This is a genomic window from Streptomyces fagopyri (genome assembly GCF_009498275.1).
GTDB classification, from domain to species: Bacteria; Actinomycetota; Actinomycetes; order Streptomycetales; family Streptomycetaceae; genus Streptomyces; species Streptomyces fagopyri.
On the sequence record NZ_CP045643.1, the window covers coordinates 3497432 to 3511488 of the forward strand.

Sequence of the window (14057 nt, forward strand, 5' to 3'; positions counted from 1 at the left end):
GAGGGTCTTGTGGTCGTACTAATGCGGCAGGCGTCGGGGGGTGCTCGTGTACGGGGCAGGGGTACCCGGGTGCGGGAATGGCAGGTGTCCGACGTACGTTCCCCTTCTGCGATGAAGCACCCCACCAGTAGAGGAGCGCGAGAGACATGCCGGGCACTGTGACGATGTACAGCACCACGTGGTGCGGATACTGCACGCGGTTGAAGGGCCAGCTGGACCGCGAGGGCATCACGTACAAGGAGATCAACATCGAGCACGACCCGGCGTCCGCTGCGTTCGTGGAGAAGGCGAACGGCGGGAACCAGACCGTGCCGACGGTTCAGGTGGTTCCCTCCAACGGTGGGGTCGAGGTCGTGATGACCAACCCGAGTCTCGCCCAGGTGAAGCGCGCGCTCGGCGTCTGATCCGGACGTCGCACGAGACCCGGCCCGATGATCACGGGCGCGGGTCTCGTCGTCGTTGTGGGGGCCGGCGGCGGGGGTGCTGGTCTCAGCAGTACGGCTGCTGGTCGGTGAGTGCCGATGCCACTCGCAGAAGGACACCGAAGAGGCGGTAGAGCTGGGGGATCGGTCCGGTCACCTCGACCTGATGATCACGTCACCGCGTGCCGGGGCCCCTCCGGGCCCGGTAGAGGCGTGCCTCTCCGCGTCCGGCGGCGACGCCGGTCCGGGTCCGGTGACCGCGGCCCTCCGCTCCGGACGGCCGGGGCGGACGGCCGGGGCCGCTGTGTGTCCGGGGGTTACGGCTCTCTGCGGGGCAGGGGCTTCCCGTACCAGAGTTCGATCAGGCGGGCCGCGATGGAGATGCCGTACGGCGGCAGTACCTTGCCGGACTCGAAGGCGATGCGCAGGTCCTCGCGGGAGAACCAGCGGGCTTCCTGGATCTCCTCGCCGTCGACGTTGATCTCGCGGGAGGTGGCGCGGGCCATGAAGCCGAGCATGAGGCTGGAGGGGAACGGCCAGGGCTGGCTGGCCACGTACTCGACCTCGCCGACGGTGACGCCCGCCTCCTCGAAGACCTCGCGGCGCACGGACTGCTCGATGGATTCGCCGGGTTCGACGAAGCCCGCGAGTGTCGAGAAGCGGCCCTCGGGCCAGTGCACCTGGCGGCCGAGCAGGATGCGGTCCTCGTCGTCGGTGACCGCCATGATCACGGCGGGGTCGGTGCGCGGGTAGTGCTCGGCACCGCACGCGGGGCAGCGGCGGATGTGGCCGGCCGCCGCGATCACGGTGCGCTCGCCGCAGCGTGAGCAGAAGCGGTGCAGCCGCTGCCAGTTCTCCAGGGCGACGGCGTGCACCATGAGGCCGGCTTCACGGGGCGAGAGCAGGAGTCCCGCCTCGCGCAGGCCCGCGGGGCGTGCGGACTGGTCGATGCGGCCGGGCAGTGCGTCCTTCTGGAGTGCGAAATAGCTCACACCGTCGTCGTCCGTGCCGAGGAAGTAGCGGTGCGCTTCGGTGAGGGGCGCCTCGAAGGACGGGGTCATGACGAGTTCGGTGGTGCCGTCCGCGGTCTCGTCGATGAGGACCTGACCACCGGAGACCACGAAGGCGCGGGTCGTGGGGTGACTCCAGGCCGCCGCGAGCCAGGCCTCGTCGAGCCGGTGGTGGGCGGCCCGGTCGATGCCGCTCGGGGCGGTGAGCGAGATGGGACGGTCGGCGGTGCGGTCGGTCCAGGTGGTCACGGGTGCTTCCAACTCCCCCGGTGGAACGGTTATTTCGGCGGGCGGTTCAGCAGGACGTACGGCGGGGCGGGTGTGCGGGGCGCTCTTGTGGGTGTGAATGGGTTTCTTCCGGATATGAGCGGGTTTCCTCAGTGTGCCTCGCGCCAGTTCTCGGCCAGGTCGTCCCACAGGTGGGCGCTGGTCTCGACGCCTTTCATGAGGAGGTCGAGTTCGACCTTCTCGTTGGGGGCGTGCCAGCCGTCGGAGGGGACGGAGATGCCCAGGAAGAGCACGGGGGCGTCGAGGACTTCCTGGAGGTCGGCAGCGGGGCCCGAGCCGCCTTCGCGGGTGAAGCGGACGGGCTGCTCGAAGGCGCGGCCCATGGCCCGTACGACGGACTGCAGGGCGGGGTGGTCGAGGGGGGTGAGGCAGGGGCGGGTGGCGGAGCCGAAGGTGATCTCGTGCCGGATGCCTTCCGGGAGCTGTTCGGCGGCCCAGGCGCGTACGGCCTTCTCGATGTGGTCGGGGTCCTGGCCCGCGACCAGCCGGAAGGAGAGCTTCACCATGGCGGAGGACGGGATGATCGTCTTGCTGCCGGGGCCCTGGTAGCCGCCGCCGATGCCGTTGACCTCGGCGGTGGGGCGGGCCCAGATGCGCTCCAGGGTGGTGTGTCCGGCCTCTCCGTGGGTGGCTGACGACTTGGCGGTGGTCAGCCAGCGTGTTTCGTCGAAGGGCAGTTCGGCGAAGAGTTCGCGCTCGCGGTCGGTGAGTTCGGTGACGCCTTCGTAGAAGCCGGGGACGGCCACGCGCGCGTGGTCGTCGTGGAGGGCGGCGACGAGGCGTGCGGCGGCGGCGGCGGGGTTGGGCACGGCGCCGCCGAAGGAGCCGGAGTGGATGTCCTGGGCGGGTCCGCGCAGGACGATCTCGCATTCGGCGAGCCCGCGCATGCCGGTGCACACGGTGGGGGTGTCCTCGGACCACATGCCGGTGTCGGAGACGATCACCGCGTCGGCGGCCAGCCGGTCGGCGTGGGTTTCGACGAGGTGACGGAAGTGCGGGGACCCGGATTCTTCCTCTCCCTCGATCAGGAGTTTGAGGTGGACGGCCGGGGTGGCGCGTCCGGTGGCGGCGAGGTGGGCGCGGACGCCGAGTGTGTGGAAGAACACCTGGCCTTTGTCGTCGGCGGCTCCGCGCGCGTGGAGGCGGTTTCCGCGGATCACCGGTTCGAAGGGGTCGGTGTCCCAGCCGTCCTCGCGGGCGGCGGGCTGTACGTCGTGGTGCCCGTAGACGAGGACCGTGGGGGCCTGGGGGTCTTCGGACGGCCATTCGGCGAAGACGGCGGGGGCGCCCCGGGTCTCCCAGACCTCCGTGGTGGGGAAGCCGGTCTCCTGGAGTTTGGCGGCGAGCCAGTCGGCGCTGCGCCTCACGTCCGCGGCGTGGTCGGGCTGGGCCGACACGGAGGGGATGCGCAGCCATTCGGCGAGGTCGTCGAGGAAGGCCGTGCGGTGGTCCTCGATGTAGGCGCGGACGGTGCTGACGGCGTTGTCAACGGGCTTGCTCATGCTCATGAGCCTAGCCGCCCGCGGAGGTGTGTCGGTCCGGCGGTTCTTCGGCCGGCTCCTGTCGCGGGTCCCGTGTGTCCTGGGTGAGCAGCCGTTCCAGGGCGGCTCGGTCGGGGAGGTTGCGGGGGCGGACGATCTCGCCGCTGCGGATGTATACGAACGTGGCCTTGACGGCCTCCGGGGGGACGCCCTGCTGCTCGGCCCAGGCGAGGCGGTAGACGGCGAGCTGGAGGGGGTCGGCGGTGCGGGTGCGGCTGGTCTTCCAGTCGACGATCTCGTACGTGGTGCCGTCGCCGTCGTCCTCCTTGTAGACGGCGTCGATGCGGCCCCGGACGACGCGTCCGGCGATGGTGAGCTGGAAGGGGGTCTCGACACGGTGGGGCGTGCGGTGTGCGTAGGGCGTGCGTTCGAAGGCGTCCTTGAGGTCCTCCAGGTCGCGTTCGTCGGCGATCTCGGCGTCGCTGCCGGGCAGGTCCTCCGGTTCGAGCATGGGCAGCCGCAGTTCCTCGAAGCGGGACTCCACCCAGGCGTGGAAGCGGGTTCCGCGGCGGGCGGCGGGTTGTGGGGGGCGCGGCATGGGGCGCGCGAGTTCCTGTGCGAAGCCGTCGGGGTCGGCGGCCAGGTGCAGTACCTGTGAGGCGGTGAGCGAGGCGGGCAGGGGGACGTCGGTGACGCTCGCGCGGGCGCGCTGGAGCTCTCCGGTGAGTGCGTCGAGGTCGCGGTCCCAGGAGGCGAGGGTGCGGGTTTCCTCGGGGGTGAGGCGGACGGGGGCGTCTTGCGGGTGGGGGCGGCCGTCCTGGGTCCCTGGGGGCCCGGGGGCCGGTCGGGTCTCCGGTGCGGGCGCCTGGTGCGGGAGCGTCGGGCGGTGGGTCGTCCAGGAGTCCCAGTCGGAGTCGTCACCCACGGGGAGATCGTCGTCCGCCACGAGGACGGTGCCGTCGTCTTCGGGGAGGGCGTCGTTTTCTTCGGGGGGGAACTCGTCCGCGAAGGGGGTCTCGTCGTCGTCCGGCGGGGGCGGCCACTCCGGGTCGTCGTGGGAGGACGGGTCGTGGGCGGCGGGGTGGGGGTCTTCGTGGGAGGCCACCCGCTCCAGGTGGGCGAGTACGGTCTCGGCGGCCGCGCGGCGGCGGGCGAGTGCCGTGTCGTCGAGCGGGAGCGGCCACGCGTGGTCCGCCGCCGCTTCGTGCAGGGCCGGGTTGTCCTCGTCCTCCGCCGGTTCGTCGGCCCAGGCCTCGATCTCCCCGTGTCCGGCCGCGCAGTGGTCGTACAGGGCGTGCAGGAAGTCGGAGGGGCCGCGCGGGCGCTTCTGGGAGGGGCCCCACCAGTGGCCGGAGCCGAGCAGGAGCGAGCGGGGGCGGGTGAAGGTCACGTAGCCGAGGCGGAGCTCCTCGGTGCGCTGGTGGTCCTTCATGGCCTCGTGGAAGGCCTTGATGCCCTTGGCGTCCCAGGTGTCGATGTCGGGCAGGGTGTCGGCGTCTCCGCGCAGTTCGTGCGGGAGGACCTTGCCCTGGGCTGTCCATTTCTCGCGCCCCTGGGTGCTGGGGAAGGTTCCGGTGACGAGGCCGGGGACGGCGACGACGTCCCATTCCAGGCCCTTGGACTTGTGGGCGGTGAGCACTTTGACGGTGTTCTCACCGCCGGGCAGCGCGTTGTCGAGGCCCTTCTCGTACTGCGCGGCGGTGCGCAGGAAGCCGAGGAAGGCGAGCAGGGTCGCCTCGCCGTCGCCCGCGGCGAAGGACGCCGCGGCGTCGAGGAAGTTCGAGAGGGTCTCGCGGCGGCGCGCGGCGAGGGCGTGCGGGGACGCGGAGAGTTCGACCTCCAGGCCGGTGACGGCGAGCACCCGGTGCAGGACGTCCATCAGGGGGTCGGCGAGTGAGCGGCGCAGGTCGCGCAGTTCGGTGGCGAGCCGTGCGAAGCGCACCCGGGCGTCCGGTGAGAAGGGCAGTCCGTCGTCCCTCCCGGCCTCGACGGGCATCTCCAGGAACGTGTCGAGGGCGTCGGCGAGCGATATCACCTCGGCGGGATCGACCCCCTCGACGGCGGCGGCGAGCCGGCGGTCGGCGTCGTCGTCGGCGCCCACGCGCGTGTGGGACACGAGGAGGCGGGCGCGCCGTCCCAGGAGGGCGAGGTCGCGCGGGCCGATCCGCCAGCGTGGTCCGGTGAGCAGGCGTACCAGGGAGGCGTTGGCGCCGGGGTCCTGGAGGACTTCGCAGACGGCGACGAGGTCGGCGACCTCGGGGAGGTGCAGCAGCCCGGAGAGGCCGACGACCTCGACGGGGATGTCGCGGGCGACGAGCGCGCCCTGGATCTCGGCGAAGTCGCCCGCCGTGCGGCACAGCACGGCGATCTCGCCGGGGGCTTTCCCGGTGCGTACGAGGTGGGCGAGGGAGTCGGCGAGCCAGTCGATCTCCTCGGCGTGGGTGGGCAGCAGGGCGCAGTGGACGACGCCGTCGTGCTCGGCTCCGGGGGCGGGCCGCAGGGCCTCCACGCCCGCGTGCATCGCGCGCAGGGGTTCGGCGAGGCCGTTGGCGAGGTCGAGGAGGCGGCCGCCGCTGCGGCGGTTCTCGCTGAGTGACTGGCGGGTGGCGGGGCGGCCGTCGGCGTGCGCGAAGTGTTCGGGGAAGTCGTCGAGGTTGGCGACGGAGGCGCCGCGCCAGCCGTAGATGGCCTGGCACGGGTCGCCGACCGCGGTCACGGGGTGTCCCGTGCCGGCTCCGAAGAGTCCGGCGAGCAGTACGCGCTGCGCCACCGAGGTGTCCTGGTACTCGTCGAGCAGGACCACGCGGAACTCGTCGCGGAGGATGCCCCCGACCTCGGGGCGGGTGCGGGCCAGGGTGGCCGAGAGGGCGATCTGGTCACCGAAGTCGAGGAGGTCGCGTTCGCGTTTGGCCGCGCGGTAGCGGACGACCAGTTCGGCGAGTTCGCGCCGGGCGGCGGCTGCCTCGGGGACCTTGCGGAGGTCGGCGTTGGTGAGTTTGGCGCTCTCCAGGGCGCGCAGCAGTGCGGCGTCGTGGGCGCGCAGGTCCTCGGGGCGTACGAGGTGTTCGGCGAGTTCGGAGTCGAGGGTGAGGAGGTCGCCGACGAGGTCGGGGAAGGAGCGGGTGAGTGCCGGGTACGGTCCGGGTGACTCGCGCAGGACGCGGGCGGCGAGCTGGTAGCGGGTGGCGTCGGCGAGCAGGCGGGACGTCGGTTCGAGGCCGATGCGCAGTCCGTGGTCGGTCAGCAGGCGGCCGGCGAAGGCGTGGTAGGTGGAGATGACGGGTTCGCCGGGCGGATTGTCGGGGTCGATCACGTCCGGGTCGGTGACGCCGGCCCTGATGAGTGCCTTGCGGACGCGTTCGGCGAGTTCGCCCGCGGCCTTGTTGGTGAACGTCAGGCCGAGGACCTGTTCGGGGGCGACCTGTCCCGTGCCGACGAGCCAGACCACGCGTGCCGCCATCACCGTGGTCTTCCCGGATCCGGCTCCGGCCACGATCACCTGCGGGGCGGGCGGTGCGGTGATGCAGGCCGTCTGCTCCGGGGTGAAGGGGATGCCGAGGAGCTCCTTGAGCTGCTCGGGATCGGTGATACGGGCGGGCACGTCAGAGAGGCTAGCCGCGCCCACTGACAGCGGGTGCCAGATCGGCTGTCGGGGTGTGGGAACCGCTGGTCAGCACGTGTGGTGTCGTACGTCACTCAGGTCGCGTCCGAATGACATCGCGCACCCGGGGGCCACCACCGGGGTGGGTGGCGGCGGACGGCCGGCGGCCGTCACTCGACGACGTGACGTCCCTCCGCGCGGGCGCTGCAGGACGCCCGGAACGCGCAGTGCGTGCAGTGCTGGCCGGTGGTCGGTGAGAACCGTTCGTCGAGGACCTTGCCCGCGGCGGTGGCCAGCAGGTCGCCGACCCACTCCCCCGTGAGGGGTTCCTGGGCCTGCACCTTGGGGAGGGTCTCGCCGCCGTTCTTCTGGGCGGCGCCCTGACGGAGCTGGACGAGTTCGGCGCCGCCCGGCGCGGGGCGCACGCCGTCGAAGGCGTCGTCGACGGCGCCTTCGCGGACGGCGAGCTGGTAGACGGCGAGCTGTGGATGGTGGGCGACCTCGGCGGCACTGGGCGCGTGTTTGCCGGTCTTGAAGTCGACCACGTAGGCGCGGCCCTCGGTGTCCGTCTCGACGCGGTCCATGGAGCCGCGGATGCGTACTTCGTAGGAGCCCGCTTCGAGGGTCACGTCGAAGTCGTGCTCGCTGGCCACGGGCGTACGGCCGGGGCGGACCTGGTTGGAGTCGATGTGCCACTTCAGGAAGCGTTCGAGCGCCACGCGCGCGTGCTCCTTCTCCTGCGCCGACTTCCAGGGAGCGTCGAAGGCGAGCGCGTTCCACACGGAGTCCAGGCGTTCCATGAGGACGTCGAGGTCGGCGGGGGTGCGTCCGGAGGCGACCTCGTCGGCGAGGACGTGCACCACGTTGCCGAAGCCCTGGGCCGCGGTCGCGGGCGCGTCTGCCTTCACCTCGCGGCCCAGGAACCACTGCAGGGCACAGGTGTTGGCGAGTTGGTCGAGGGCGCTTCCGGAGAGCACGACGGGGTGGTCGCGGTCGCGGAGCGGGACTTTGCTCTCGGTGGGGTCGTACATGCCCCACCAGCGGTAGGGGTGGGCGGACGGCACCAGGGGGCGGCCGTCGTCGTCGGCGAGGGCGGCGAGCCTGGCCAGGCGGTGGGCGGCGGCCTGCCGGAGGGGTTCGGAGACGCGTGGGTCGACGGTGGTGGCGCGCAGTTCGGCGACGAGTGCGGCGACGGACAGCGGGCGGCGGGGCCGGCCGGTGACGTCCTTGGGTTCCACGCCGAGTTCGGTGAGGAAGCGGGAGGGCTGGTCGCCGTCGTCGGCGGGTGCCTTCACCGCGGTGACGACGAGGCGTTCGCGCGCGCGTGTGGCCGCCACGTAGAACAGGCGGCGTTCTTCGGAGAGGAGTGCTCCGGGGGTGAGGGGTTCGGCGAGGCCGTCGCGTCCGATGCGGTCGGCCTCCAGCAGGGAGCCGCGGCGGCGCAGGTCGGGCCAGAGACCTTCCTGGACGCCCGCGACGACGACGAGGCGCCATTGCAGGCCCTTGGAGCGGTGCGCGGTCATCAGGCGGACGGCCTCGGGGCGTACGGCCCGGCGGCTGAGGGTGTCGGCGGCGATGTCCTGGGCGTCGATCTCCTCCAGGAAGTTGAGGGCGCCGCGGCCGCCGGTGCGTTCCTCGGCGCGGGCCGCGGTCGCGAACAGCGCGCACACGGCGTCGAGGTCGCGGTCGGCGTTGCGTCCGGCGGCGCCGCCGCGCCGGGCGGCCCGCTCCAGGCGCTGTGGCCAGGGTGTGCCTGCCCAGAGGTCCCAGAGGGCCTCCTCGGCCGTCCCACCGCCCGCCAGACGCTCCCGTGCCGTGCGCAGGAGCGCGCCGAGGCGCTGGGCTCCGCGGGCGTAGGCGGGGTCGTGGGCGACGAGCCGCTCCGGTTCGGCCAGTGCGAGGGTGAGGAGCTCGTCGGAGGGAGGCGGTACGTGGTTGCCGGCGGTGCGCTCCTCCTCGCGCAGTGCGCGGCCCAGGCGCCGCAGGTCGGCGGCGTCCATGCCGGCGAGGGGTGACGCGAGGAGGGTGAGCGCGGTCTCGGTGTCGAGCCAGGAGACCGTCTCCTGGAGGGCGGCGTCTTCGGACGGTGTGCGCGCGGCTTCAGGGGCGTCGTTGTCGGCGCCCGGCCTCGGTGCCGGGCCCGTCCCCGTCCCGGACTCGGCGCGGGCGACCGCCCGCAGTGCCGTCAGCAACGGCGTCACCGCGGGTTCGTGCCGCAGGGGCAGGTCGTCGCCGTCGATGTCGAGCGGTACGCCGGCCGCGGTGAGCGAGCGGCGGATCACCGGGATCGTGCGGGAGCCGGCGCGCACCAGGACGGCCATCTCGCCCCAGGGGACGCCGTCCTCCAGGTGGGCGCGGCGCAGGATGTCCGCGATGTTGTCCAGTTCCGTGCCCGCCGTCGGGTACGTGCAGACCTCGACGGTGCCGCCGTCCCGTACCGGCGTCAGCTCGCGGTGGGCGCGTACCTTCTGCGCGGGCAGCCGGGTCAGGGGCATGCGCTGGGTGAGCCGGCGGGTGGCGGCGAGCAGGGTGGCGTCCGAGCGGCGGGAGGTGCGCAGCACCTCGACCGGGGCGGGGTGGCCGTCCGCGCGCGGGAAGGCGTCGGGAAAGTCCAGGATGCCGTTCACGTCGGCGCCCCTGAAGGCGTAGATCGACTGGTCGGGGTCGCCGAAGGCGACCAGGGTGCGGCCGCCGCCGGCCAGGGCACGCAGGAGCCGCACCTGGGCGGGGTCGGTGTCCTGGTACTCGTCCACGTAGACGGCGTCGTACTGCGCGGCGAGACGTTCGGCGACGCCTTGGCGCCCCGTGAGCAGGACCGCGCGGTGGACGAGTTCCGCGTAGTCGAGCACTCCTTGCAGGTCGAGAACGTCGAGGTACTCGGCGAGGAAGGCCGCGGCGGCGCCCCAGTCGGGGCGGCCGATCCGGCGGGCGAAGGCGTTCAGGGCGTCGGGGTCCAGCCCCAGTTCGCGGCTGCGTGCCAGGACGGCGCGGACCTCGTCGGCGAAGCCTCGGGTGGTCAGGCAGGCGCGCAGTTCGTCGGGCCAGCGGACATGGGCGAGGCCGAGCCGTTCCAGGTCGGGCTGGCCGGCGAGCAGCTCGCGCACCGCCACGTCCTGTTCGGGTCCGGACAGCAGCCGCAGTGGTTCCACGAACAGGTCGCTGTCCTGGTGGGCGCGGACCAGGGCGTAGCAGAACGAGTGGAAGGTGGTGGCCCGGGGGGCGCGGGCGGCCCCGATGCGCAGCGCCATGCGGTCGCGCAGTTCGACGGCCGCCTTGCGGCTGAAGGTGAGCACCAGGATGCGTTCCGGGTCGCCGCCGTGTGCGATCCGGGCCGCCACGGATTCGACGAGGGTGGTCGTCTTGCCGGTGCCGGGTCCCGCCAGCACGAGGAGCGGGCCCGAGCCGTGGTCAACCACCGCGCGCTGTCCTGCGTCCAGACGAGGGGGGCCCACCCGGACCGGCGCGGTGCGCACCAGTCGGTACGCGCCGCGGGTCCCCTGCCGCACCTGGGGGTGCGGCGGGCGCCTGGTGGAGGAAGAGGAGCTCACGTGGTTCGCCGGTCCTGGGGGTTGTGCTGGTGGGCGGTGCGCCGCGGGTCGAGGGAGGTGGCCGCGGGGTGAGGGGGACGCGCGCCGTCGACGGTACGCCGGTGGGCATCGCGGAAGGGCGGCTTCCCGTCCTTCCCTCACCCCCGGTGCTTCCCTCGCTCGTCGAACGTACGGCATGTCACGGACGTGCCTCGTTTCCCCCGTACGGGCCACAGACGTCCCGTCCGCCCGTCCGATGGCGGAAGCTGTCAGGTGTGACCCTGCGCGCGTTCGTCGCCGTCCCATCGTGCTCGTCTCATGTCGACGCGCGGCACATGTCCCTCGGAGGCCCTGCTCGCCTCCTTCAGCGGCGTGGCCTCCTCGCGGTAGTGGTCCAGGGCCTCGAGTTCGTGGCCCGGCAGGAGGACGCCGTCCGCGCGGACGACCCGCCACCACGGGACCGCTCCTCCGTAGAGGGCCATCACGCGTCCCACCTGGCGCGGCCCGCCCTCCTCCAGCCACTCCGCGACATCCCCGTACGTCATGACGCGCCCGGGGGGAATGAGGTCGGCGACCTCAAGGACCCGCTCCGCGTAGTCCGGCAGCTCGTCCGCCGGAAGGCTCTCCTCGCTCATCCGCCCCATCCTGCCCCACCCCACCGACAGTGTGACGCGACGGCGACGGTCGGTGTCCCTCGCCCCGAGGGCGCACTTCGGGCAGACTGTGCGCCCCCGCATTTGCACCCTGATGCCCCCGTGTGTCGGTGGGGCATGCCACCATCGTGCGGGCGGTGACTGGTGATACGAGATCAAGAAGAGACCATGAGGCAGCAGGGCGTGCACCCCGAAGGCGCGGAGAGTGCCTCCGCCGCTTCGTCGCGCCCGGAAGCCGGCGAAGCCGCCGCCGAGGGCAGTGACAAGACGGCCGGCGAGCCCGCCGCGAGGACCGATTCCCCTTCCAGGGCGGACGAAAAGCCCTCCCCCGCGGCGCACGGCACCGGGACTCGACGGGTGACGCGCGACGACGACTGCGGTGACGAGGTCCACAACGACGAGGTCGAGGGCGACGAACCGCTGCTGCCCGCGCGCGTGCACCGGCCGTCGGATCTGATGCGGCTGCTGGTCGGCTTCCTCGCGATCGTCGTGCTGCTCGCCATCGCGGCATTCGCGCACGGGACGACCTCGGGGCTCGAACAGGACATCAACAAGGGCACCGGTCAGGCCCCCGATCTGCTGATCAAGATCGCGGGGCTCGCGTCGAGCATCGCGATCCTGCTGGTGCCGGTCGCCTTCGCGATCGAGCGCCTGATCAAGCGGGACGGGCTGCGCATCGCCGACGGCGTGCTCGCCGCGGTCCTCGCACACGGAGTGACCCTCGCCACCGACCTGTGGGTCGCGAAGGCCGCGCCGGGCTCCATCCAGGAGGCCCTCACCCAGCCCTCGCCGGGTGACATCCACGCCCTCACCGACCCGGTGCACGGCTACCTGGCGCCCGTGATCGCGTACATGACGGCCGTCGGCATGTCCCGCAGACCCCGCTGGCGCTCGGTGCTGTGGGTGGTGCTCCTCCTGGACGCCTTCTCCATGCTGGTCACCGGCTACACGACACCGTTCTCGATCATCCTGACGGTGCTGATCGGCTGGACCATCGCCTACGGCACGCTGTACGCGGTGGGGTCGCCGAACGTCCGGCCGACCGGGCGGACGCTGATGGCGGGGCTGCGGCACGTCGGTTTCCATCCCGTCAGCGCGGCCCGCGAGGAGACTCCGGACACCTCCGACAACGGCGACCGCGGCCGGCGCTACTTCGTCACCCTGGAGGACGGCCCGCCGCTGGACGTCACGGTGGTCGACCGGGAGCAGCAGGCGCAGGGCTTCTTCTACCGGGTGTGGCGCAATCTGACCCTGCGCGGGCTCGCCACCCGTCGCAGCCTCCAGTCGCTGCGCCAGGCCCTGGAGCAGGAGGCGCTCCTCGCGTACGCGGCCATCGCGGCCGGTGCCAACGCGCCGAAGCTGATCGCGACCTCCGAGCTCGGTCCGGACGCCGTGATGCTCGTCTACGAGCACACGGGCGGACGCACCCTGGACTCGCTGCCCGGGGAGCTCATCACCGACGGTCTGCTGCGCGACACGTGGCATCAGGTGCAAGCGCTGCAGTCACGGCGCATCGCGCACCGCAGGCTCGCGGGTGACGCGATTTTGGTGGATCGTTCCGGCACGGTGATCCTCACCGATCTGCGGGGCGGCGAGATCGCGGCCGGGGATCTGCTGCTGCGCATGGACATCGCCCAGCTGCTGACCACTCTGGGGCTGCGTGTCGGTGCCGAGCGCACGGTGGCGTCCGCGGTCGGTGTGCTGGGTCCGGACGCCGTCGCCGACTGCTTGCCCCTGCTGCAGCCCATCGCGCTGACCCGCTCCACGCGCGCGACGCTGCGCAAACTGGCCCGGGAACGTGCCCAGCGCGAGCGTGACGCGGTGCTGGAGGCCTCCCGGCAGGACAAGCTCGCGCGCGCGGAGCAGGCCCAGCACGCCGAGACCGTGGCGGAGAAGCCCGGCAAGAAGGCCGTACGGGCGGAGCAGCGGGCCGAGAAGCGGGCGCTGGACGAAGCGCTGGACGAGGCCCGCGAGGAGGACCTGCTCACCCAGATCCGCCATCAGGTGCTGCGGATCAGACCGCAGGCACCGGTCGAGCCTGCCCGCCTGGAGCGGATCAAGCCGCGCACGCTGATCAGTTTCATCGCCGGTGCCATCGGCGCGTACTTCCTTCTGACCCAGCTCACCCACATCGAGTTCGCGAGCCTGTTCGAGAGCGCGGAGTGGGGCTGGGTCGCGGCGGCCGTGCTGTTCTCGGCGCTGAGCTACTTCGCGGCGGCGATGAGCCTGCTCGGCTTCGTGCCCGAACGGGTGCCGTTCCTGCGGACGGTGGCCGCGCAGGTGGCCGGCTCGTTCGTGAAGATCGTGGCGCCCGCGGCGGTCGGCGGTGTCGCTCTCAACACGCGCTTCCTGCAGCGTGCCGGGGTGCGGCCGGGGCTCGCGGTGGCGAGCGTCGGCGCGTCGCAGCTGTTCGGTCTCGGCTGTCACATCCTGATGCTGCTGTCCTTCGGCTATCTGACCGGCACGGAGAAGACGCCGTCGCTGTCGCCCTCCCGCACGGTCATCGCCGGTCTGCTGACGGTCGCGGTGCTGGTCCTCGTCGTGACGTCCGTGCCGTTCCTGCGGAAGTTCATCGTCACCCGTGTCAGGTCGCTGTTCGCCGGCGTCGTGCCGCGGATGCTGGACGTGCTGCAGCGGCCGCAGAAGCTCGTCACCGGCATCGGCGGCATGCTGCTGCTGACCGCCTGCTTCGTGATGTGCCTGGACGCGTCGATCCGTGCCTTCGGTCATGAGGAGACCACCACGCTCAGCCTCGCCAGCGTGGCCGTCGTCTTCCTCGCCGGCAACGCGCTCGGCTCGGCGGCGCCGACGCCCGGCGGTGTCGGCGCGGTCGAGGCGACGCTCACGGTCGGTCTGATCGCCGTCGGTCTCCCCAAGGAGGTCGCCGCGCCCGCGGTGCTGCTGTACCGGCTGCTGACGCTGTGGCTGCCGGTGCTGCCCGGCTGGCTGTTCTTCAACCACCTCACGCGCAAGGGCGCCCTGTAGGAAGCGGTGACGGCCGCCCCACCCCGGCCGTACCGGCACGGGGCGCCGCGTTCTCACCCGCACGGCCCGCGTCCCGAGCGCACCGCGCGA

At 72.4% G+C, this 14057-nt stretch carries 7 protein-coding genes; 2 read left to right on the forward strand and 5 right to left on the reverse strand.

Translation table 11 applies throughout. From position 1 onward, the window contains the following. Positions 1-146 precede the first annotated feature (146 nt). The gene (locus GFH48_RS14905; protein WP_148010353.1) at positions 147-404 is read left to right on the forward strand and encodes a glutaredoxin domain-containing protein; all 258 of its coding nucleotides are present in this window, start codon (positions 147-149) and stop codon (positions 402-404) included. Positions 405-739: 335 nt separating this feature from the next. On the opposite strand, the gene nudC is transcribed toward GFH48_RS14905, so the two are convergent. The 5 genes from nudC to GFH48_RS14930 form a co-directional block, all read right to left on the reverse strand. Next, positions 740-1681 (reverse strand): NAD(+) diphosphatase, encoded by a 942-nt coding sequence (gene nudC / locus GFH48_RS14910; protein ID WP_194280588.1) that lies wholly within the window; start codon positions 1679-1681, stop codon positions 740-742. Positions 1682-1809: 128 nt separating this feature from the next. Then, positions 1810-3228 (reverse strand): dipeptidase, encoded by a 1419-nt coding sequence (locus GFH48_RS14915; protein ID WP_194280589.1) that lies wholly within the window; start codon positions 3226-3228, stop codon positions 1810-1812. Positions 3229-3232: 4 nt separating this feature from the next. Beyond that, on the reverse strand, positions 3233-6802 hold the full coding sequence (locus GFH48_RS14920) for an ATP-dependent DNA helicase (protein WP_194280590.1): 3570 nt from the start codon (positions 6800-6802) through the stop codon (positions 3233-3235). Positions 6803-6972: 170 nt separating this feature from the next. Further along, a complete protein-coding gene (locus GFH48_RS14925; RefSeq protein WP_153288742.1) occupies positions 6973-10350 on the reverse strand; it encodes an ATP-dependent helicase in 3378 nt (1125 codons plus the stop codon). 248 nt (positions 10351-10598) lie between these two features. Continuing rightward, a complete protein-coding gene (locus tag GFH48_RS14930; protein WP_228120583.1) occupies positions 10599-10964 on the reverse strand; it encodes an MGMT family protein in 366 nt (121 codons plus the stop codon). 186 nt (positions 10965-11150) lie between these two features. Here GFH48_RS14930 and GFH48_RS14935 point away from each other — a divergent pair, with 186 nt between their 5' ends. Beyond that, positions 11151-13967 carry a lysylphosphatidylglycerol synthase domain-containing protein gene (locus GFH48_RS14935; protein ID WP_153288744.1) on the forward strand — a complete coding sequence of 939 codons (2817 nt, stop codon included), beginning with the start codon at positions 11151-11153 and terminating at the stop codon, positions 13965-13967. Positions 13968-14057: the final 90 nt, after the last annotated feature.